General features: G+C 62.4%; 18 protein-coding genes. 9 read left to right on the forward strand and 9 right to left on the reverse strand.

The genetic code is table 11. From position 1 onward, the window contains the following. Positions 1 to 41: 41 nt before the first annotated feature. The 5 genes from ACEN84_RS27170 (at position 42) to ACEN84_RS27190 (ending at position 7,346) form a co-directional block, all read left to right on the forward strand. Positions 42 to 2,303, forward strand: a complete 2,262-nt coding sequence (locus ACEN84_RS27170) for an Orn/Lys/Arg decarboxylase N-terminal domain-containing protein (RefSeq protein ID WP_413712350.1) — start codon at positions 42 to 44, stop codon at positions 2,301 to 2,303. After that, on the forward strand, positions 2,300 to 4,663 hold the full coding sequence (speC, locus tag ACEN84_RS27175) for an ornithine decarboxylase (RefSeq protein WP_413712351.1): 2,364 nt from the start codon (positions 2,300 to 2,302) through the stop codon (positions 4,661 to 4,663). Before ACEN84_RS27170 ends, speC begins: the two co-directional genes overlap by 4 nt. Before the next feature lie 21 nt (positions 4,664 to 4,684). Then, on the forward strand, positions 4,685 to 6,046 hold the full coding sequence (gene potE, locus ACEN84_RS27180) for a putrescine-ornithine antiporter (protein WP_413712352.1): 1,362 nt from the start codon (positions 4,685 to 4,687) through the stop codon (positions 6,044 to 6,046). A 14-nt stretch (positions 6,047 to 6,060) separates the two neighbouring features. Next, positions 6,061 to 6,987, forward strand: coding sequence for an amino acid ABC transporter substrate-binding protein (locus tag ACEN84_RS27185; RefSeq protein WP_413712353.1), 927 nt, complete (start codon positions 6,061 to 6,063; stop codon positions 6,985 to 6,987). 122 nt (positions 6,988 to 7,109) lie between these two features. Continuing rightward, on the forward strand, positions 7,110 to 7,346 hold the full coding sequence (locus tag ACEN84_RS27190) for a hypothetical protein (RefSeq protein WP_112711157.1): 237 nt from the start codon (positions 7,110 to 7,112) through the stop codon (positions 7,344 to 7,346). Between the two features lie 2 nt (positions 7,347 to 7,348). On the opposite strand, the gene ACEN84_RS27195 is transcribed toward ACEN84_RS27190, so the two are convergent. The 5 genes from ACEN84_RS27195 to ACEN84_RS27215 all read right to left on the reverse strand — a co-directional run bounded on the left by ACEN84_RS27195 (position 7,349) and on the right by ACEN84_RS27215 (position 12,677). Then, a complete protein-coding gene (locus ACEN84_RS27195) occupies positions 7,349 to 8,497 on the reverse strand; it encodes an AI-2E family transporter (RefSeq protein ID WP_413712354.1) in 1,149 nt (382 codons plus the stop codon). A 30-nt stretch (positions 8,498 to 8,527) separates the two neighbouring features. Next, a complete protein-coding gene (ppk2, locus tag ACEN84_RS27200) occupies positions 8,528 to 9,370 on the reverse strand; it encodes a polyphosphate kinase 2 (RefSeq protein WP_112711155.1) in 843 nt (280 codons plus the stop codon). 20 nt (positions 9,371 to 9,390) lie between these two features. After that, a complete protein-coding gene (locus ACEN84_RS27205; RefSeq protein ID WP_413712355.1) occupies positions 9,391 to 11,109 on the reverse strand; it encodes a SulP family inorganic anion transporter in 1,719 nt (572 codons plus the stop codon). Positions 11,110 to 11,178: 69 nt separating this feature from the next. Then, positions 11,179 to 12,336 (reverse strand): HlyD family secretion protein, encoded by a 1,158-nt coding sequence (locus ACEN84_RS27210; protein WP_130281516.1) that lies wholly within the window; start codon positions 12,334 to 12,336, stop codon positions 11,179 to 11,181. After that, complete coding sequence (locus ACEN84_RS27215; RefSeq protein ID WP_112711152.1) at positions 12,336 to 12,677, reverse strand: DUF3302 domain-containing protein; 342 nt, start codon at positions 12,675 to 12,677, stop codon at positions 12,336 to 12,338. The genes ACEN84_RS27210 and ACEN84_RS27215 overlap by 1 nt, the downstream gene beginning before the upstream one ends. A gap of 308 nt (positions 12,678 to 12,985) precedes the next feature. Here ACEN84_RS27215 and ACEN84_RS27220 point away from each other — a divergent pair, with 308 nt between their 5' ends. From ACEN84_RS27220 to ACEN84_RS27230, 3 genes are read left to right on the forward strand one after another with little or no spacing between them, the layout of a single operon-like run. Further along, the gene (locus ACEN84_RS27220; RefSeq protein WP_413712356.1) at positions 12,986 to 13,300 is read left to right on the forward strand and encodes a hypothetical protein; all 315 of its coding nucleotides are present in this window, start codon (positions 12,986 to 12,988) and stop codon (positions 13,298 to 13,300) included. Between the two features lie 42 nt (positions 13,301 to 13,342). Continuing rightward, positions 13,343 to 14,713: a DUF3300 domain-containing protein gene (locus tag ACEN84_RS27225; RefSeq protein ID WP_413712357.1), complete on the forward strand. Its 1,371-nt coding sequence runs from the start codon at positions 13,343 to 13,345 to the stop codon at positions 14,711 to 14,713. Between the two features lie 26 nt (positions 14,714 to 14,739). After that, a complete protein-coding gene (locus tag ACEN84_RS27230; protein ID WP_413712358.1) occupies positions 14,740 to 15,678 on the forward strand; it encodes a DUF2950 family protein in 939 nt (312 codons plus the stop codon). Here ACEN84_RS27230 and ACEN84_RS27235 read toward each other — a convergent pair. Together ACEN84_RS27235 and ACEN84_RS27240 are read right to left on the reverse strand one after the other, a co-directional pair. After that, complete coding sequence (locus ACEN84_RS27235; RefSeq protein ID WP_413712359.1) at positions 15,668 to 16,174, reverse strand: CYTH domain-containing protein; 507 nt, start codon at positions 16,172 to 16,174, stop codon at positions 15,668 to 15,670. The two genes, ACEN84_RS27230 and ACEN84_RS27235, sit on opposite strands and share 11 nt — an antisense overlap. A gap of 27 nt (positions 16,175 to 16,201) precedes the next feature. Next, complete coding sequence (locus ACEN84_RS27240; protein WP_199628230.1) at positions 16,202 to 16,672, reverse strand: hypothetical protein; 471 nt, start codon at positions 16,670 to 16,672, stop codon at positions 16,202 to 16,204. A 229-nt stretch (positions 16,673 to 16,901) separates the two neighbouring features. On the opposite strand from ACEN84_RS27240, the gene ACEN84_RS27245 reads away from it, so the two are divergent. After that, positions 16,902 to 18,683, forward strand: coding sequence for a hypothetical protein (locus ACEN84_RS27245; RefSeq protein ID WP_413712360.1), 1,782 nt, complete (start codon positions 16,902 to 16,904; stop codon positions 18,681 to 18,683). A gap of 18 nt (positions 18,684 to 18,701) precedes the next feature. Here ACEN84_RS27245 and ACEN84_RS27250 read toward each other — a convergent pair whose 3' ends face one another. Beyond that, entirely contained in the window at positions 18,702 to 19,283 is a 582-nt protein-coding gene (locus ACEN84_RS27250) for an OmpA family protein (RefSeq protein ID WP_413712361.1), read from the reverse strand. A 4-nt stretch (positions 19,284 to 19,287) separates the two neighbouring features. Further along, complete coding sequence (locus tag ACEN84_RS27255) at positions 19,288 to 19,710, reverse strand: cysteine rich repeat-containing protein (RefSeq protein WP_413712362.1); 423 nt, start codon at positions 19,708 to 19,710, stop codon at positions 19,288 to 19,290. Positions 19,711 to 19,776: the final 66 nt, after the last annotated feature.

Below are 19,776 nucleotides of genomic sequence, written 5' to 3' on the forward strand. Positions count from 1 at the left end.
CATGGCGAAATAGCTCAGCCGTCCAGGCTTTGGAGGGGCGCATGGAATTCCAACAGGCATTTCCGGTAGCCGTTATCGACGAGGACTTTGACGGCAAGAGCGCGGCCGGGCGCGGCATGCGCGATCTCGCAGCGGCGATCGAGCGGGAGGGGTTCCGCATCGTCTCGGGCATTTCCTACGACGATGCCCGCCGCCTCGTACAGGTGTTCAATACCGAATCCTGCTGGCTCGTCTCCGTCGATGGTGCCGAGGACCGGACGACGCGCTGGCGGGTGCTGGAGGAGGTTCTGAGCGCCAAGCGCCAGAAGAACGACCGGCTGCCGATCTTCCTGTTCGGCGACGACACGACGGCCGAGGACGTTCCGACGGCGGTGCTCAGGCACGCCAATGCTTTCATGCGGCTTTTCGAGGATTCCGCGGAGTTCATGGCCCGCGCCATCGTGCAGGCGGCACGCACCTATCTCGACCGGCTGCCGCCGCCGATGTTCAAGGCGCTGATGGAATACACGCTCGAGGGCGCCTATTCCTGGCATACGCCGGGTCACGGCGGCGGCGTTGCCTTCCGCAAGAGCCCGGTCGGGCAGCTCTTCTACTCCTTCTTCGGCGAGAACACGCTGAGATCCGATATTTCGGTGTCGGTCGGCAGTGTCGGCTCGCTGCTCGATCATGTCGGGCCGATCGCCGAGGGCGAGCGGAATGCGGCACGCATCTTCGGCACTGACGAAACGCTCTTCGTGGTCGGCGGCACATCGACGGCGAACAAGATCGTCTGGCATGGTATGGTCGGCCGCGGCGATCTCGTACTCTGCGACCGCAATTGCCACAAGTCGATCCTGCATTCGCTGATCATGACCGGCGCGACACCGATCTATCTGACACCGTCACGCAACGGCCTCGGCATCATCGGGCCGATTTCCAAGGATCAGTTCACCCCCGAAGCCATCGCCCGCAAGATCGCGGCCAGCCCCTTCGCCGGTCAGACGAGCGGCAAGGTGCGGCTGATGGTCATCACCAACTCGACCTATGACGGGCTTTGCTACAATGTTGATGCCATCAAGGAGTCGCTCGGGGATGCGGTTGAGGTGCTGCATTTCGACGAGGCCTGGTATGCCTATGCGAATTTCCACGAGTTCTACGACGGCTTCCACGGCATCTCGTCGACGCAGCCGGCCCGCTCGAAGAGCGCCATCACCTTTGCTACGCACTCGACCCACAAGCTGCTGGCGGCGCTCTCGCAGGCCTCGATGATCCATATCCAGCATGCCGAGAACAAGCGCCTCGACGTGACGCGCTTCAACGAAGCCTTCATGATGCACACCTCGACCTCGCCGCAATACGGCATCATCGCCTCCTGCGACGTCGCCGCCGCTATGATGGAGCAGCCGGCGGGCCGGGCGCTGGTGCAGGAGACGATCGACGAGGCGATCAGCTTTCGCCGCGCCATGCATTCGGTGAGGACGCAGACGGCGGGAGGCTGGTGGTTCAAGGTCTGGGAACCGACCGTTGCCGAACATACGCCGAGCGACAATCACGTCGAATGGGTGCTGCGGCCCGGCGAAGCGTGGCACGGCTTTGCGGGGCTCGCTGAAAACCATGTGATGGTCGATCCGATCAAGGTCACCATCCTGTCGCCCGGCCTTTCCGCCAGCGGCGCCATGCAGGAACACGGCATACCGGCCGCCGTCGTCACCAAGTTCCTTTCGTCCCGCCGCATCGAGATCGAGAAGACCGGCCTCTATTCCTTCCTCGTGCTGTTCTCTATGGGGATCACGAAGGGCAAGTGGAGCACGCTCGTCACCGAGCTCATCAATTTCAAGGATCTCTACGACGCCAATGCACCGCTGACGCGGGTGCTGCCGGCGCTCGCCGCCGCCCATCCGGAAGCCTATGGGAAGATGGGCCTCAGGGATCTCTGCGAGCAGATTCATGCGGTCTATCGCAAGGACGACGTGCCGAAGGCGCAGCGCGAGATGTATACGGTGCTGCCCGATATGGCGCTGCGGCCTGCCGATGCCTATGACCGGCTCGTCAAGGGCAAGATCGAGAGCGTCGAGATCGACGATCTCATGAACCGCATGCTTGCGGTGATGATCGTCCCCTATCCGCCCGGCATTCCGCTGATCATGCCCGGCGAGCGCATCACGCCGGCGACCAAGTCGATCCAGGACTACTTGCTCTATGCCCGCGAATTCGACCGCAAGTTTCCGGGCTTCGAGACCGATATCCACGGCCTGCGTTTTGCGCCTGCCGATGGTGGCCGGCGCTATCTCGTCGACTGCATTGCAGAAGGACCGGAACAATGATCCCGCGCGATGTGAAATCTCCGACCGTCGCCATCCCCTTCCACAAGATGCTGAAGGTGGTGATCGTCGCCGATGGCGGTAATCCGCAGGTCCAGGAGCTGGTCGCGCAGATAGCGGCCGAGAATTTCGAGGTGGAGCTGCGCGACGACTATTCCGCCGATGTTTCCGAGGATGCCTCGGTGGGTGCCTATGTCGGCTCGGTGGAGGGTGGACGGCTGCCCGATGCACGGCGCTTCCTGCGCTCCGTCAGGGAGATCGGCTTCCGCACGCCGATCTGGGCAATGGCCGATACGCTGACGATCTCGGATATGGATGTCGTCGAAATGGCGGGTGAGGTCGATGGCTTCGTCTATCTCGGCCAGCAGACGCCAGCCTTCTATGCCAAGCAGGTCATTTCAAGCCTCTACAATTACGGCAAGTCGCTGCTGCCGCCATTCTTCGGCGGCATGATGGCCTATGACGGCGAGGCGAATATCGCCTTCGATTGCCCCGGCCATCAGGGCGGACAGTTTTACCGGAAATCACCGGCCGGACAGCTGTTCTTCAAATATTTCGGCGAAAGCATCTTCCGCAACGATCTCTGCAATGCCGATGTTGATCTCGGCGATCTCCTGATCCATGAGGGGCCGGCGGCAGAAGCGCAGAAACAGGCGGCCCGCATCTTCGGCGCTGACCGCACCTATTTTATTCTCAACGGCACCAGCACCTCCAACAAGGTCGTCGCCAATGCCGTGCTGCGGCCGGGCGATCTCGTGCTGTTCGACCGCAACAATCACAAGTCGCTGCATCAGGGAGCGTTGGTGCAGGCCGGCGCCATTCCGGTCTATCTGCCCACAGCCCGCAATTCCTTCGGCATGATCGGCGCCGTCGATTGGGAGGCCTGGGACGAGGGCGCTCTGCGGCAGCGGATCGAGGCGCATCCGTTGGTGCAGGACAAGAGCCGCGCCCGCGCCGACCGGCCGTTCCGGCTCGCCTGCATCCAGCTCTGCACCTATGACGGCACGATCTACAACGTGCGCCAGGTGATGGAGAAGATCGGCCACCTCTGCGATTACGTTCTCTGGGACGAGGCCTGGATCGGCTACAACGCCTTCCATCCGCTGTTCGAGGGACATAGCCCGATGCGGCTGACGGACCTTCGGCCCGATATGCCCGGCCTATTTTCGACCCAGTCGGTGCACAAGCAGGGAGCGGGCTTTTCGCAGGCCTCGCAGATCCACAAGCGGGACGAACATATCAGCGGCCAGCGCCGGTTCGTCGAGCACAAGCGGTTCAACGAATCCCTGCTGATGAACGTCTCGACTTCACCCTTCTATCCGCTCTTCGCCTCGCTCGACGTCAATGCCAAGGTGCACGAGGGCAAGGCCGGCGAAATGCTGTGGGATCGCTGCATCGAACTCGGTATCGAGGCCCGCAAGAAGCTGCGCGGCTTCGTCCATCACTACGAGACGAAGGCCGGCGACGCCGAGGAGCAATGGTTCTTCGATCCCTTCGTACCGGACAAGGTGTCGATATCGGGCTCGAAGCACACCAGCGACCTCGCAGAAACGCGATGGGAGGATATCCCGACCGATGTGCTGAAGCGCGAACAGCAATGCTGGCGCTTCGATCCGGAGGCGAAATGGCATGGCTATTCCGGCTATGCGCCCGGCTATACGATGGTCGATCCGAACAAGCTGGCGCTGCTCACGCCGGGGATCGATCGCAAGACCGGTGAGTATCGCGATTTCGGCATTCCGGCGACGGTCGTTGCCAATTACCTGCGCGAACAGCGGGTGGTGGCGGAAAAATGCGATCTGAACAGCCTGCTCTTCCTGATGACGCCCGCCGAGGACGAGAGCAAGCTGAACACGCTGATCGCCAAGCTGGTGAAGTTCAAGAACCTCTGGGACCGCGATGCGCCGCTGCAGGAGGTGTTGCCGACGGTATTCGCCGCCAATCACGAGCGCTACAAGGGCTACACAGTCCGCCAGGTGTGCAAGGAGATGCACTCCTTCTACCGCCAGGCCGGCGTCAAGCAATTGCAGCGGCTCTGCTTCCGCTCCGAGAGCTTTCCGGAGCCGGCACTCCCGCCCAAGCTCGCCTACGAGGCGCTTGTCGCCAACAATGTCGATTATGTACCGCTGACAGAGGCCGCCGGGCGCATCTCGGCGACGCTGGCGCTGATCTATCCGCCGGGTATCGGCGTCATCGTGCCCGGCGAGCGCTGGGACGAGCGGGCGCGCCCGATGCGCGACTATTTCTTGGCCTTCGAAGAATCCTTCAACCGTTTTCCCGGCTTCAACTACGAGGTCCAGGGTGTGTTCCAGGAGCGGGTCGACGGACGGATCAAATTCTACACCTATGTCGTGCGCGAATAGCGGGGACGGGAGGATGTCATCATGACCGACAACACAATGCATCTTGCAGCCGAAACGACGGCCAAGAAGAAGATGAATCTTGTGCAGCTGACCTTCATCGTTGCCGTCAACATGATGGGATCAGGCATCATCATGCTGCCGGCCAACATGGCCCAGGTCGGCGCGATCTCCCTGCTTTCCTGGCTGGTAACGGCCGTCGGCTCGATGGCGATCGCCTATGGCTTCGCGCAGGCGGGGCTGTTCAACCAGCGGCCGGGCGGCATGTCCGCCTATGCGGAGGATGCCTACGGGAAGGACGGCTATTTCATGGTCTTCTTCCTGTATTTCCTGTCGCTTGCCGTCGGCAATGTTGCCATCGGCATCTCGGCGGTCGGCTATCTTGCCGGCTTCTTCCCGGTGCTGACCTCGACGCCCGTCATGACCTGCCTGGCGCTGATCGTGCTTCTGTGGCTGACGACGGCCGCGAATTTCGGCGGGCCGCGGATCACCGGGCGCATCGGCTCGGTCACGGTCTGGGGCGTCATCATTCCGGTCGGGCTGTTGTCGATCATCGGTTGGCTGTGGTTCAGCTCGACCACCTTCGCCGCCGCCTGGAACCCGAAGGGGGTGAGCATCGCGCAGGGCATGGGGTCGAGCATCTCGCTGACGCTCTGGGCCTTCCTCGGCATGGAGTCGGCCGCGCAGAACTCGGATGCCGTCGAAAATCCCAAACGGGACGTGCCGCTTGCCTGCATGTTCGGCACGCTCGGCGCCGCCGTCATCTACATCCTGTCGACGACGGTCATCCAGGGCATCGTTCCGAATGCGGATCTCGCAAGCTCGACCGGTCCGTTCGCGCTCGCCTATGCCACGATGTTCAACCCGACGATCGGCTCGATCATCATGGCGCTCGCCGTGCTCGCCTGCCTCGGGTCGCTGCTCGGCTGGCAGTTCACGATCGCGCAGACGGCGCGTACGGCGGCCGAAGAACGGATGTTTCCGTCGATCTTCAAGCGGGTCAACGAGATGGGGGCTCCGGTCCCGGGAATGATCGTCCTTGGTATCGTTCAGACCGGCCTTGCCTTGATGACCATATCGCCGACACTGAGCGAGCAGTTCTCGGCGCTCGTCAATCTCGCGGTGGTCACCAATGTGCTGCCCTACATCATTTCGCTTTCGGCCCTGTTCGTGATGATGAGGGCCGCGGGTGTGCCGCAGTCGAAATTCCGGCTGAATGCGACGGTTGTGATCATCGGCATGGCCTATAGCGTCTTTGCGATCTACGCCTCCGGCAAGGATGCGGTGCTCGGCGGCATGATCGTCACAGGTATCGGCTTCATCATCTACGGCCTGATTGCCCCGCGTTTCGCCACCGGCGCGAACCGCGTCCCGGCCGGCCAATAGCGGGAGGACCAGACATGTCAGGACAGAATCCCCGTTGGGCGCTTGCCGCCATCGCCTTGGCAGCGGCTGCCGCCGCGCTGGCGATTGCCGTTCCGGCTTCGGCCCAGACGCTCGACCGCGTCAAGTCGAGCGGCGCGCTCAAGCTCGGCTACGACCCGGATGCCAGGCCCTTCTCTTTCGACGGCGGGCAGGGGAAACCGGATGGCTATGCCGTTGCGCTCTGCAACAAGATCGCCGACAGCCTGAAGACGCAGCTACAGCTTGAGAAGCTCGACGTCGAATGGGTCTCGCTTGCCGGCGACGCGAAGACGCAGGCAATCCAGAGCGGTGCCGCCGATATCGTCTGCGGCGCCGAGCCGGTGACGCTGACGCGGCGGCAGGTGGTTTCCTTTTCACTGCCGATCTTTCCGAGCGGCACGGGCGCGCTGCTGAGCGCCAGTTCGCCATTGGCGCTTCGCGAGGTGCTGCAATATGGGCAGCCCTCCGACCGGCCGGTCTGGCGCGGATCTCCCGCGCGAACGATCCTCGAGCACAAGACCTTCTCCTCGATTGCCGGCAGCACCAGCGAGAGCTGGCTTTCGGAGAGGATCAAGACCTTCCAGCTCGCGGCGACGGCGACACCTGTCGCCAACTATCAGGAAGGGATCACGCGCGTGCTGGACGGAAGTTCGGCTGTCCTCTTCGGCGATATGCCGCTCCTGATGGATGCGGCGGCCCGCAGCGACAATTCAGGCAACCTGATCGTCATCCAGCGCTATTTCACCTTCGAACCGCTCGGCCTCGAGCTGGCGCGGGGTGACGAAGATTTCCGCGCTGCCGTCGACCGGGCGCTGAGCCAGACCTATGCCGCACAGGATTTCCCGGCGCTCTTCACCACCTGGTTCGGGCCGCCGGATATTGCAACCGTGACATTCTTCCAGCAGACGGCTTTGCCCGAATAGGGATATGTCTTTGACCTCTTCGGTCCCGGATCGATACATTTTTGTGATCGCGGGGAACGATCTGATGCCTTGTTGGCTTCGTATTAGATGCACGGGGAGTGCGTTGAACGCGGAGCTGATCCATGAGCCGAGAACGCGGCCGCAGAAAACTGATGCTACGACTGCCCGACATCCGTCATCTCTTGGCGGGTGTCAGCAGCGAGGCGCTCGGGGAGATGTTCGAAGCCTATGATCTGGCTGTCGATGCGCTCGACCGCTTCCGCAATCAGTGGCCAAGGGAAGAGAAGCTCGTGACCGAATACGAGCAGATATGCCGCGAAATCGAGCAGGAGATCGTCGTCTACTGTACCGAGCGCTGAACCTATAGGTTCCGCTCCAGCTGCCCATGCAGGCCGACGACCGGATCCGTGGCCGCATTCTCCGGCGCTGCCGGTGGCCAGGCCCAGGCGCGCAGCAGCTCATAGAAGACGCTGAGGATGACCGGTCCGAGGAACAACCCCAGGAGACCATGCGAGAGCGTGCCGCCGATGACGCCGATCAGGATGACGGGCATCGGCGTCGAGAGACCGCGCGACATCAGGATCGGCTTCAGCACATTGTCGACGAGGGTGATCGGCACCGCGACGCAGGTGAAAACGAGCGCCAGCCCCGCCGGCCAGGAAAACCAGGCCCAGATGATCAATGGCAGGATCACCAGCCCCGGCCCGATCTGCATGACGCAGAACATGAAGACCAGGAAGGTCAGCGCGCCGCGGGCGGGAACGCCGAAGATCACGAAGCAGAGGCCGCACAGCAGCGTTTGCAGGAAGGCAACGCCGATGACGCCGCGCGAGACGTTGCGCACGGTATTCCCGGCCAGCCGGGCAAATCCTACACCCTTTTCGCCGGCGACCCGGTTTGCCAGCACCTGAACGGCCGAGGCGAGACGCGCCGAGCGCGTCAGGAACAGCCCGGACAGCATGATCGAGACGACGAAGCTCAGGACGCCGCCGCCGATCGAGGCGAGCTTGGTGACGACCACGCCCATCACCTCACGGATCGGCGCCTGGAACTTGATGATGGTGGAGGCGAGGTCGCCGGAGACCTGGTTCCAGAACTCATGCAGCCGTTCGCCGACGAGGGGCCATGCCTTGATGGCTTCAGGGGCGGCAGGCAGGGTGAAGTTGCCGGACCATAGCTTGCCGATCAGGCCCTGTACCGTGTCGGCGAAATTCACGGCGACGAGCGCCAGCGGCGCGATGATCAATACGAGGCAACCGATGACGATGACGATTGCGGCGATGACCGGCCGGTTGCCGATCAGCCGCGACACGGTCGCGAACAATGGATAGAGGGCGACCGCCAGGATGGCCGACCAGATCACGATCAGCAGGAACGGTGCGATGAGCACCATCGTCCAATAGGCAAAGAGCGCGATGATGCCCAGCCGGACGATATCGCTCACTCGGGCCTCGATCGAGATCTGGCCTGAATCGGCTCGTGGAGCCGTGTTCTCGGTTATCTGCTCCATCCCGGTATCCGCCTATCCCCGGCCGGCTGCTTAAGCCGTCGTATCGGGCACGACATGGCGGACGCTGCGATCTTCCATGAAGTCGGACGGACGCTTCTGCCGCTTGCCGAGATCGGGCTCGTCGAACTTCAGCCGCTCATAGGGGATCGACTGCAGAATATGCGAGATGCAGTTGATGCGCGCCCGCTTCTTGTCGTCGGAAGGTACGATCCACCAGGGCGCATGATTGGTGTCGGTCATGCGCAGCATTTCGTCATAGGCGCGTGTGTAGTCCCACCAGCGCTGGTAGGATTCGACGTCCATAGGGCTCAACTTCCACTGCCGCATCGGATCGTCGATCCGGCGGCGGAAGCGGCGTTCCTGCTCTTCCTCGCTGACGGTCAGGAAATATTTGAGCAGGATGACCCCGCTTTCGACGATCGCGGCTTCGAAACGCGGTGCGAGCTCGAGGAAGCGTTGCGCCTTCTTGTCGCTGCAGAAACCCATGACCCGATCGACGCCGGCGCGATTGTACCAGCTGCGGTCGAAGATGACGATCTCGCCGGCGGCCGGCAGATGGGCGATGTAGCGCTGCATGTAGATCTGCGATTTCTCGCGCTCGGTCGGTGCCGGCAGCGCCGTGACGCGGAAGACGCGCGGGCTGACCTTCTCGGTGATCCGCTTGATCATCCCGCCTTTGCCGGCAGCGTCGCGCCCCTCGAACACGATGACGATCCGGGCGCCGGATTTCTTCACCCAGGCCTGCAGATGCGCAAGCTCCACCTGCAGGCGGACGATTTCCTTGTCGTAGTCCCAGGCCTTCTTTTTCTTCTTCGCCTTGGTCTTGGGCGTTGCGTCGCCATTGGCCTCGGTTGGTTCGTAGTTCTCTTCCATGGCTCTCCCTCCTGGCGTGTTTAAGATGCGTTATGCGCGACTGCGGCCGGGCCGATCTGGTCGATGTCGCCGATCAGCGTCCGCAGAGCTTCTTCCCTGCCATTGAAAAGGTTCTCGGCACCGATCGCCTTGATCACCCCGGCGCGCTCCAGGATCGGCCGGCTGTCCTCGCTGAGATCGGCGATGGCGAAGGTGATGTTCCGCTTCTGGAGAAGCTCGGCCACGGCCTCCAGAGCGGTGGCGCCGGTGCTGTCGATCTGGCTGATCGCGCTGGCATCGAGCACCAGGCACCTGGTCTCCGGCGGAAGCTCCTTGATGACGGAGGTCAGCCGGATGCGGACATAGTCGGCATTGTAGAAAAGGATGCTCCCCTGCACCGCGAAGACGGCCGCGCCCTCGACCGGGCGGGCTTCCGGATAGCGCTTGAGATCGAAGAAGCCGTGCCGGCCCTCGATGCGGCCGAGCAGGCCATCACGCGGAAACATGGTCTGGCGCAGCAGGTAGACGAAGGTGGCGCCGACGGCGACGACCACACCGTTCAGCACGCCGAAGCTGATCGCGCCCCACATGGCGATCAGCGCGAAGACGAACTCCATGCGGCTGATGCGCCAGATCTTCTTGAGCTCATCGACATCGATAAGGCTGATCGCCGCCGTCGCCAGAATGGCGGCGAGCGCCGGGATCGGCAGGATCCGAAGGGCGCCGTGCAGGAAGACGAGTGCGGCAATCAGCGTCGCCGCCGAGACCAGGCCCGAGAGTTGCGAAACGCCACCGGTCGACAGGTTGATCGCGGTGCGGGAGTCCGAGACGCTGACCGGGAAAGAGCCGAAGAGCCCCGGCGCGATATTGGCGGCGCCGATGCCGATCAGTTCCCGGTTGGCGTCGACCTCCTCGCCGGTGCGCGATCCGAAGCTGCGGGCGGCGACGATGCCGGCGCCGAAGCTGACGAGAAAGATCGCGGCAGAACCGAGGATGATCTTGTCGAGCGGCATATGCTGGAATGCGGGGATCGAGAAGGCGGGCAGCCCGCTCGGCAGGTCGCCGACGACGGCGATGCCCCGGCCCTGGAAATCGAAAAGCGCCGACAGGATGACGGATATCACGACGACCAGAACCGGGCCGGGAACGCGCCATCGGAAGGCCTTGACGATCCACAGCAGGGCAAACATCGCGAGCCCGAGCAGCAGCGAGGGCCAATGGATCCCGGCAACCTTCGCCGCGATCTCCAGCAACGGCGCAATCAATCCCTCCGATTCGATCTTCACGCCGGTGAAGCGGCCGATCTGCCCGACGAGGATCGAGAGCGAAACACCGGCAAAGAAGCCGACGAGAATGGGGCGCGAAAGGAAGCTTGCGAGAATGCCGAGCCGCAACAGCTTGGCGGCGATGCAGCAGATGCCGACGCCGAGCGCGAGCGCCGCGGCGATCGCCACCCGGTCGACTTCCGCTCCGGCCGGGGCTGCCGCGACGATCGTTCCCATCGCTGCAGCAAGCACGGTCATGGTCGCGGCATCGGGTCCGACAATGAGCAGGCGCGAGGGGCCGAAGATCGCATAGGCAATCGGTGCGACGATGCTGGCATAGATCCCGGTCTCGGGTGGCAGGCCGGCGATTGCGGGGTAGGCGATGGCGCTCGGCAGGCCGACGGCGGCGATCGACAAACCGGCCGGGATATCACTGCGCAACCAGTCCTTGTTGAAGCCGGTCAGGCCTCGCAACATCGGTAGACTGCCTATCACCGCCTGCTCCTATCGTTTCACTGCATCTCCGTTGTCTGCGGCCCGCCCAAGCGCGAGCCGCCTTTTGCATCAATGTTCGAGGAACACGTAGTTCATCCAAGCGCTCATCCGCAGCAGAACCTTGCGGAGGATGGCGACGTGGTGCCAATAGTGCGTGTAGACGGCGACATCGGCGACGACACCGCCAGGTAGCTGATATTGATCGGTATTTTCCAGGATCTCGATGCGTGCCAGCGTCTGGCCGGGCGCGACGCGTTCGGGCGCCTGCGGGTCGATCAGCGCACCGCTCGGCTGCAATTGGCCCTGCGCCATGACGTCGATGACTTCCTGGACGCGCGCCTTGAAGATCTTGCCGGGCACGGCCTTGAACGACACCTCGGCATCATCGCCGACGCGCACGCGTTGCAGCGAGTTCTGGATGAAGGCTGCGGCAAGCATCCGGTCCTCGCTGTTGATGAACACCATGACCGGGCGAAGCGGCAGCGGATTGGCCATCATGCCCGGACGCAGGAAAACCTGGGTGACATAGCCATCCGTCGGTGCGCGCACCGTGGTCTGGTCGAGCTCGTACTCGGCATTGTTGAGTTCCGCTTGAAGTCGGGCGACGGTCGGGTTCGTTCCGTCGATTTCGGCCTCATAGGCGAGCTTTGCCTGGGCAGCCTGGGCGCGGGCGGTATCAACCGCTGCTTCTGCCGTCAGATAGATGCCGCGGCGGTTTTCGACTTCGAGTTCGGAGTAAACAGCGCCGCGGCCGCTCGACTTCGAATTCTCGTTGGATTGCTGGAACTTCTCGAAGGCCTGCAACGACCGGTCACGAGAGGCTTCGGCGCCGGTGACGGCCGCGTTCGCGGCGTCGAGTGCGGCCTTCAGCTGCAGAACGGTCTGTTTGGCTTCGGCAAGCGATGCCTTCTTCTGATCGACGGCGAACTGATAGGGCCGCGGATCGATGCGGAAGAGGACATCGCCCTTCTTCAGCGGTACGTTCGGGGTCACGGGAACCTCGACAACCTGCCCGCCGACGACCGGAATGACCGGAGCCGAGGTGAAGTAGATGCGCCCATCACTCGAATAGGGGTGGTTATAGCTCATCAGCAGCAACAGGCCGGAGATCAGGAACACGCCGCCGAGAACGGCGGTCGAGAGCGTCCACTGGTTTACCGGGATGCGGAAGATCTTGAAGATCGTCCAGCAGATCGCGGCATAGGTCAGGATGAGGAGCAGATCCATCAGGCATTCTCCCTCTGCGGCGTCTGTCCCTCGAGCTCGGCGATGCGGGCGTGCAGACGGGCGATTTCGGCATTTGCCTCGGCCTCGGCCGACAGCTTTCCATCCTGGCGGATGCCCCAGCCGCGATCCTCGCGATAGAGCGTTGCCCATATGAAGAGGAACGGCCAGATGGCGTGCAGCGTGAAGAGACTCACCCAGCCAGCGACATGGATTGCATCCTGATGCGGATGATTGCGTGATTTGGCGATGAGATGCGGAATGTCATGGATCGCGATCACCGCATAGAAAAGGGTGATGACCACGAAGACCAGGACCCCCAGGGCAAAATAGTCGAGAAACACGGCTCCTCCCTCCGGCTGGTCTGAACGAGCCGTTTTGATCGCTATCGACAGGCGGATGTTAGACCCGTTTTGCCGGTGAGGCCTGTAGCATCGCGTAATCTCTATCGGCGCGATCAGGACGGGCGGACAGGCGAGAGCAGTCCCGGCTGCAGGGGCGAGCGGGGACGGCGCGCTTCTTTACCGACTAGGATTGAATTCAAAGGCTTTTTCGAAACGAGCCGCCGTAAGATCACGTATTTTACGTCTGCGGCAGAGCCGGTTGCTATATATTTCTCATGTCTGCTTGGCGCAGTTCGGCGGGGGCGGAGATGGTGTCGGGAGAGGGTGGTTCTGCATATTTGTCGGCGCTGGAGGCGGCAGAGGTTTACTTCCCCGACCAGAAGCGGCTCGTGCAGCGGCTTTTTTACGTGAACGATGCCTTCCACAGCATGTGCGAGGATCTCGCGGCTGCGGCACAGGCCATGGCGACGACAGACCGGCTTCCCGAGACGCTCCGTGATGCACGGCAGCTGGAATATGCGGGTCTCGTCGATGCGCTGTTGAAAGAGATGGGCGAGGCCATCGCCCAGTCGAAGATCGTCGTCCTCCGGCAAGCGCCGGAGAACGGCCGGAAATCGCCTTGAGCGTGCCTGCCATTCAATAAATCCAAGGGAGGTCTTTGAGCGATGAAAGCAATTTCCCGCAAACTGCTCAGCGGATTGTCCGTTCTCGCGATCATCGCGTTGCACCCAGCCATTCCCGCTTATGCGCAGGCCGCGAAGCCGGCCGCAGCACCGGCACAGACGGCGGCGGCCGAAGCCCCGGCAGCGCTGCTGACTGACGACCAGCTCGAAGTGCTGGTGGCGCGCATCGCCCTCTATCCCGATGAACTCGTCGCGGCCATATCGTCCGCCTCGCTCTTCCCGCTGCAGATCATCGAGGCGCAGCGCTTCCTCGACGCGAAAAAGAAGAATGCCGACCTCAAGCCGAAAAGCGATTGGGACGGCAGCGTCATCTCGCTCCTGAATTATCCCGAGGTCGTCAAGATGATGAGCGACGACCTCGACTGGACCCAGTCGCTCGCCGATGCGCTGACCAACCAGCAAAAGGACGTGCTGATCGCCATCCAGCAGCTTCGCGACGAGGCGGTTGCGAAGAACATCATCAAGACCGATGACAAGGTGACGGTCGTTACCGAAAACGACAACATCATCATTCGCCCGACCAATCCGGAAAAAATCTACATTCCGCAATATCCGCCGGAAATGCTCTATGAGCCGGCCTATGTTTCGCAGCCCATTTCCTACTATCCCGAATATTACGACAACTATTACTACCCCGGAGCGCTCTTCTTCGCAGGCGCCGTGACCGGTCTCGCCTGGGCGGCGATCGTCAACTGGGATGACTGGGGCGTCTGGGGCGGCCGGTGGAACGGCGATGTCGATATCGATTGCAACAATTGCTTTAACGACCGGAACTTCAACGGAAAGCTGAAGTGGAATGATGTCGACTGGACGAAGGTTGATCGCAGCAAGCTGAATATCAACAGGGATCAACTGGCGAAGATCGATCGTTCGGCCATTAAATCGGGTTTGCAGGGCGACAATCGCAACCAGCTGCGCAACCGCGCGTCCGATCTCAAGGCGAGCCAGCTGCCCGCCAACCGCGCCATGTCTGCCCGCGCAGACGACATCCGCAAGGGAACGGCGCAGGGGCTGAAGGACCGGCCGCAACCGAAGGCCGGCGCCGGCAACCGGCAGAACGCCGCGGCCCGGCCTGACAACCGCCCGCAGAACTCCGCCAACCGGCCAAACAAACCTGCGCAGAAGGCGGCGGCGAAGAGGCCGAACAAGCCGCAGATGGCGGCGCGGCCCGACAACCGCGCACGCCAGCAAAGCGCGCTCGGCAATGTCCAGTCCGGCCGGCGCGAGGCCGTCGCCTCCAAGCGTGGCGGACAGAGCATGGGCGGGCATCGCCCACAATCGCGGCCTGCGCAGCACAGGCGTCCGCCTGCCCATCGCGGCGGTGGTGGTGGTGGCGGCGGCCGGCGCCGCTGAGACCCTTTCAACCCGGGAGTTACATCATGAAACGTCGTTCGACCGTAATTCCGCTCATCCTTGCGACGGCGCTGGGCGCACTGCCAGCCGCCCCGGCGCACGCGCAATCCAATAGCGATTTCGCCGAATACCGGGCAACATCGCCGCAACAGACCTTCGACACACCGGAGCTGGCGCTGGACCGGCTGAAGGCGGTGCTCGCCTCCAACAATATCGACGATCTCGCCAACTTGCTGGGCCTCAAGGCCGACAAGCTGCGTGCCAACAATGCGGCGATGATTGCCTATGGGCTGATCCGCGAAGGCGCCGAGCGGCAGGTTATGATGCGCGATTTCGAAGGCATGAAGGTCATCACGATCGGCGACCGGCTCTGGCCGCTGCCGTTTCCGCTGACTGAGAACAAGGACGGCAAATGGGCTTTCGATACCAAGCGCGGCCTTGAGGAGATCGTCAATCGCCGTGTCGGCGAGAACGAGCTCGCGACCATCGATACGATGCGGGAATATGTGGCGGCCCAGTATCAATACGTCTCGGAAGACCGCGACGGCGACGGTATCCAGGAATTTGCCCGCAAGCTGATCAGCAGCCCCGGCAAGCTCGACGGTCTCTATTGGGATCCGAATGTCTATCCCGAGGAAAGCCCGGCAAGCGCTCTCGTCGAGAACGCCGCCTTTGGCGCTGCCAAGCGCGGGGAGGGCTATTTCGGCTACCGCTACCGGATCCTGACGGGCCAGGGCGACAATGTGCTCGGCGGCAAGCAGAGCTATATCGTCAACGGCTATATGACCGGTGGCTTCGCGCTTATCGCCTGGCCGGTCAAATACCGGGTGACGGGTGTCCAGACCTTCATGGTCAATGCGATGAACGTCATCTATCAGCGCGATCTCGGACCGAAGACCGAAGAACTGGCGGCGGCGATCAAGGATTTCAATCCGGACGCCAACTGGAGCGTCGTCAACGACTGATATCAGCGGCGGCGGCATGGCCCTGCGTTGGCGGAGGAATCCGCAGCGCAGCGGCCATGGCGCGGTTGGAATAGCGCTTCTTGCCCGTCACTTCCCGCCCTAGCCATTGCGGCAGATTGGGGCAATCTTCCTCACTCGCCATTTCGACCTCGGCAAGCGTCAGCCCCTTGTAGGCGCCGCCGAAGACATCGACATACCAATTCCTGCCGTCATGGAGCACGTGGTAGCGGGTTTTCTCCAGCACATGGCCGGTCTTGGTGAGCAGGTCGATCGCCTCGTCGACGGGGATCTCATATTCATATTCCTGCTTGGTGAAGCCGACGCTGCGGAACTTGATCGTCAGCAGCGCCGAGGTGCCGTCGATGAGACGGACGCGGACGGTGGTCTGGTCACGGCGGGAAAGATAGACCTGCTGAAAGACATGCGGATCGGCGGCGCAGGAGCGCCAGCCGTCATTGCGGACCAGGAACTTTCGCTCGATCTCGGTCAGTTTCAACGTGCCAATCCTTCGTCGATGCCTGTCTTACTCCTCGACAGGCGGTTCCCAAGTGAGGAAGAAGCCGACATCTCCCGGCATGCCGTCGGGGAAATTGATGATCATCGCTTTCAGGCCGTAGCCCTGCGGCTTGGCAACCTCTTCGAAAAGCTCGTGCAGCTCCTTGGCGCGGCCCTGCAGCGTCTTCTGCCAGCCGGGGAGGTTGTTGTTGATCGCCCGGCCGCTGTCGGTGCAGAAGGTCGATGGGAAGCTGTAGATCAGCGCCTCGTATTTGCCGTCCGCCGCCGCCTTCATCACCAGCCGCTTGATGACGGCGCGCTCGGTTTCCCCGATATGCTTGCGGAAGAAATCCTCGACGAATTCGGCATGCTTCTTGGCTTCGCGCGCCTTGATCTTGTCGTTGCGCTCCATTTCCAGAAGCTGCAGTTCGAGCGCGCGTTTGCGCAACTCCTCGGCGCTCGCCATGGGTTTGGATGTGGACGTTTCAGGTGCTGTCATCGCCATCTCCTCCAGAGTGTCGAGAAGATGATAGGGCGCGGGGAGAAGCGAGGGCAGTAAGATACTGTAGCCTACGTTTGGGCCGCCGAATTGCACCGCATGTGCCTACACATTCGGGTTATTAAGAGTAATCTGATTTAATATTTCTCCTGCGTTGCCGCGGCCACAACTTGGGATTATCGTTGCGCATCAAGCTGCAAATTGTACGGAATCGGAGGCTGGGGAGCCGATGGCGAGTGCAAGTATTGACAGCGCTACCAGCAGTATTCCGGCCGAGGGTGAGGTACGGGAGCAGCTTGAGCGCATTTTGCTGAGCCCGGAATTCCGTCTTCCCGAGCGGACGAGACGGTTTCTCGAATTCGTCGTGGCCGAAACGCTGGCCGGGCGGCGCGATTATCTCAAGGCTTTCACCATTGCCCAGGCCGTCTTCGGCCGTGATGCGAATTTCGACGCGCAGCAGGACCCCTGCGTGCGCATCGAGGCCGGCCGGCTGAGGCGGGAGCTCGAGCACTATTACCTGACGGATGGCAGCGCTGACCGGGTGATCATCACCGTTCCCCGGGGTGGATATGCACCGGTCTTCGACGTCAGACAGGAGGCTGCGGATGAGGATGTGGAGCCCGCCCGCGTGTCCTTCTCGGGAGATGATGGTCGGCAGGAAAAATGGGTCCGGCGCGGTCTCAGCAGCGGCATTGCCGATCAAAACTGGCCGCTTGCCCGCTACTGGTTCGTCGCCGGAGGGGCGCTGCTGGTTCTCGTCGCCGCATCCGCCATGCTGCATGGCTGGGAGTTCGGCGGCACCACGCCACCGGCGCCGGTGAACCACGCGACCATTTTGGTCGAGCCGTTCGAAAGCGCCTCGGAGGGTAGGCTTGCCTCCGATATATCGCGGGGTATCACCGACGATGTCATCGAGAAGCTGGTTCCCTTCAACGACATCGTCGTCGTTGCCGCCCTGCCGAAAAGCAGGAGCGGTCAGGCCGCGCCCGAGCCGCTCTATGCGCTGCAGGGCAGCGTCCGGCTCGAGGGCAGCACGCTGCGCTCGACGGCGCGGCTGATGCGGCGCGCCGATGGAGCCGTCATCTGGGCGAATAACTACGATGCCGATATGAAGGTGCAGGGCATCCTGAAGACCCAGGCCAGCCTCGCCGACGATATCGTGACCGCGGTGGCGCGGCCCTTCGGGGTCATGTTCCAGACAAATGCCGCCAGCATTGCCGGAAGCACCGATGCGTTCTCCTGCACATTGTCCTATTACAGCTATCGCACTGAATTGACGCTTGCGGCCCATGACGCAACGAAAGCCTGCCTGCAGCAAGCCATCGAAAAGGCGCCGGAGAGCTCCAACGCGGCCGCGTTTCTGTCGCTCACCTATCTCGACGAGTTCCGCTTTCCCTATCAGCTGAACACCAAGCCGGATGCTGAGACGCTGAAGCTCGCCAAGGATCTCGCCCAACGCGCCGTGCAGCTGGACCCGAAAAATGCGCGTGCTCTCCAGGCGCTGATGCTTGCCGACTTCTTTGAAAACGACAATGCCGGGGCCATGCGGGCGGGGGCGGCCGCCTATGCCATCAATCCCAACGATACCGAGGTTGCCGGCGAATACGGCGTGCGCCTGTCGATGTCGGGAGAATGGGATAAGGGCTGCGCGCTGATTTCTGAAGCCGTCAGCAAGAATGCCGGACCGCGCGGCTATTACGAGGTCGGGATGGCGCTTTGCGCCTTCATGCGCGGCGATACGCAGGCGGCCGAACTCTGGTCGCGCATGTCCGATCTCGATTACAATCCGATGCACCGCCTGGTGCTGCTCGCCATTCTCGGCACGCTTGGAAAGAAGGATGAGGCGGCAACGCAGCTCACCTGGCTCAAGACCCGCTCGCCGGCTCTCATTCCAAACGTCAGGCGCGAGATCGGCCGGCGTCTGGCACGGCCCGAGGATCAGGAACGTTTCTTCGCCGGCCTCGCGGCCGCCGGCCTGCCGCTGGACGACAGGCAGGTGACCGAGAAGTAGAGGTCTCGCAAACCGCGATCAGGATTTGCTCTTGAAGACGCCGAGATTGATCAGCTGCACACGGCGGTTGTTCGATGCCGCGGTATCGCTGCCTTCGATCGGCAGGTACTCGCCGACCCCGATCGCATAGAGCCGCTGCGGATCGACCGCGAAGGTCGTCGAGAGTGCTTCCTTGATCGCCGCCGCCCGCTGCTCGCTAAGTTCGAGATTGTGCTTCTCATCGCCCGTCGAGCTCGCAACGCCGACCACGAGGAACTTGTAGGCCCACAGGTTCGGATGATGCAGCGCATCGGCGATCAGGCCGAGCGTGCGGTAGGACTGCGGCTGGATGGCAACGGAGTCGTTCTCGAAATTGATCTCGACGACCATCTGCGGCAGCTTGGCGATCCGCTTCCAGTTCGGAAGCTCCGCCATCGGCTTGTGTCCGCCGTTGATCGCCTCCTGCCGCAGAATTTCGAGATCGATCGCTGGGGCGGCCGCGGTCAGCTTGCCGAGGCCCTTGACGATCCGTTCCTGCGAGACCTCTTGCGCGGAGGCGGTTCCCGAGAGCAGCAGCCCGGCGGCGAAGAGCAGCATGGTTTTGGAAATGCTGTGTCTCATGGCTTTATCTCCAACCTGCATCGGTGATGACCTGATTGCATTCCTTGCTGACGCGCGGCTCCTTCTTCACGAGGCAGGCGAGCACGAAGCCGTCGCCCTTGATGCCCGAGCAGCTCTTCGACATGTCGCGCTGGCAGACCTGCCGGTAGGCGGTCTGCGCGTGTTCGCGCTGGGTGATCGACTGGAAGACGGTCGCCAGTGACGCCTTGCAGGCCGGCGATACCTTGTCTGCATTCTGCTGCAGGCAATCGGCAATGCGCCCGCCGCCAAGGTTCAGCCCCTTGCAGAGTTTCTGGATATCCTTGCCGCAATCGTCGGCAAGCTTGGTCACGGCATCCGCGTAGCTCAGCGTCTGTGCTGAGACCGTTGCGGCAAAGATCATCGGCATGCAGGTAACTGCCGCCAATAACAATCGGCGTTTCAACATGTTGGTCCTCCCTCGCTCTGACTTCCGTCACGGCGAAAGTCGCACGAAGCGGCGCTGGGGGGGACG

Origin of the sequence: Rhizobium sp. Rhizsp82 (assembly GCF_047325115.1) — a bacterium.
GTDB lineage: Bacteria > Pseudomonadota > Alphaproteobacteria > Rhizobiales > Rhizobiaceae > Rhizobium.

Excerpts from the sequence above, each read along its gene's own strand:
- ACEN84_RS27170 (WP_413712350.1), top strand. The coding sequence starts at position 42 with ATGGAATTCCAACAGGCATTTCCGGTAGCCGTTATCGACGAGGACTTT.
- speC (WP_413712351.1), top strand. The coding sequence starts at position 2,300 with ATGATCCCGCGCGATGTGAAATCTCCGACCGTCGCCATCCCCTTCCAC.
- potE (WP_413712352.1), top strand. The coding sequence starts at position 4,685 with ATGACCGACAACACAATGCATCTTGCAGCCGAAACGACGGCCAAGAAG.
- ACEN84_RS27185 (WP_413712353.1), top strand. The coding sequence starts at position 6,061 with ATGTCAGGACAGAATCCCCGTTGGGCGCTTGCCGCCATCGCCTTGGCA.
- ACEN84_RS27190 (WP_112711157.1), top strand. The coding sequence starts at position 7,110 with ATGAGCCGAGAACGCGGCCGCAGAAAACTGATGCTACGACTGCCCGAC.
- ACEN84_RS27195 (WP_413712354.1), bottom strand. The coding sequence starts at position 8,497 with ATGGAGCAGATAACCGAGAACACGGCTCCACGAGCCGATTCAGGCCAG.
- ppk2 (WP_112711155.1), bottom strand. The coding sequence starts at position 9,370 with ATGGAAGAGAACTACGAACCAACCGAGGCCAATGGCGACGCAACGCCC.
- ACEN84_RS27210 (WP_130281516.1), bottom strand. The coding sequence starts at position 12,336 with ATGGATCTGCTCCTCATCCTGACCTATGCCGCGATCTGCTGGACGATC.
- ACEN84_RS27220 (WP_413712356.1), top strand. The coding sequence starts at position 12,986 with ATGGTGTCGGGAGAGGGTGGTTCTGCATATTTGTCGGCGCTGGAGGCG.
- ACEN84_RS27225 (WP_413712357.1), top strand. The coding sequence starts at position 13,343 with ATGAAAGCAATTTCCCGCAAACTGCTCAGCGGATTGTCCGTTCTCGCG.
- ACEN84_RS27230 (WP_413712358.1), top strand. The coding sequence starts at position 14,740 with ATGAAACGTCGTTCGACCGTAATTCCGCTCATCCTTGCGACGGCGCTG.
- ACEN84_RS27240 (WP_199628230.1), bottom strand. The coding sequence starts at position 16,672 with ATGACAGCACCTGAAACGTCCACATCCAAACCCATGGCGAGCGCCGAG.
- ACEN84_RS27245 (WP_413712360.1), top strand. The coding sequence starts at position 16,902 with ATGGCGAGTGCAAGTATTGACAGCGCTACCAGCAGTATTCCGGCCGAG.
- ACEN84_RS27250 (WP_413712361.1), bottom strand. The coding sequence starts at position 19,283 with ATGAGACACAGCATTTCCAAAACCATGCTGCTCTTCGCCGCCGGGCTG.
- ACEN84_RS27255 (WP_413712362.1), bottom strand. The coding sequence starts at position 19,710 with ATGTTGAAACGCCGATTGTTATTGGCGGCAGTTACCTGCATGCCGATG.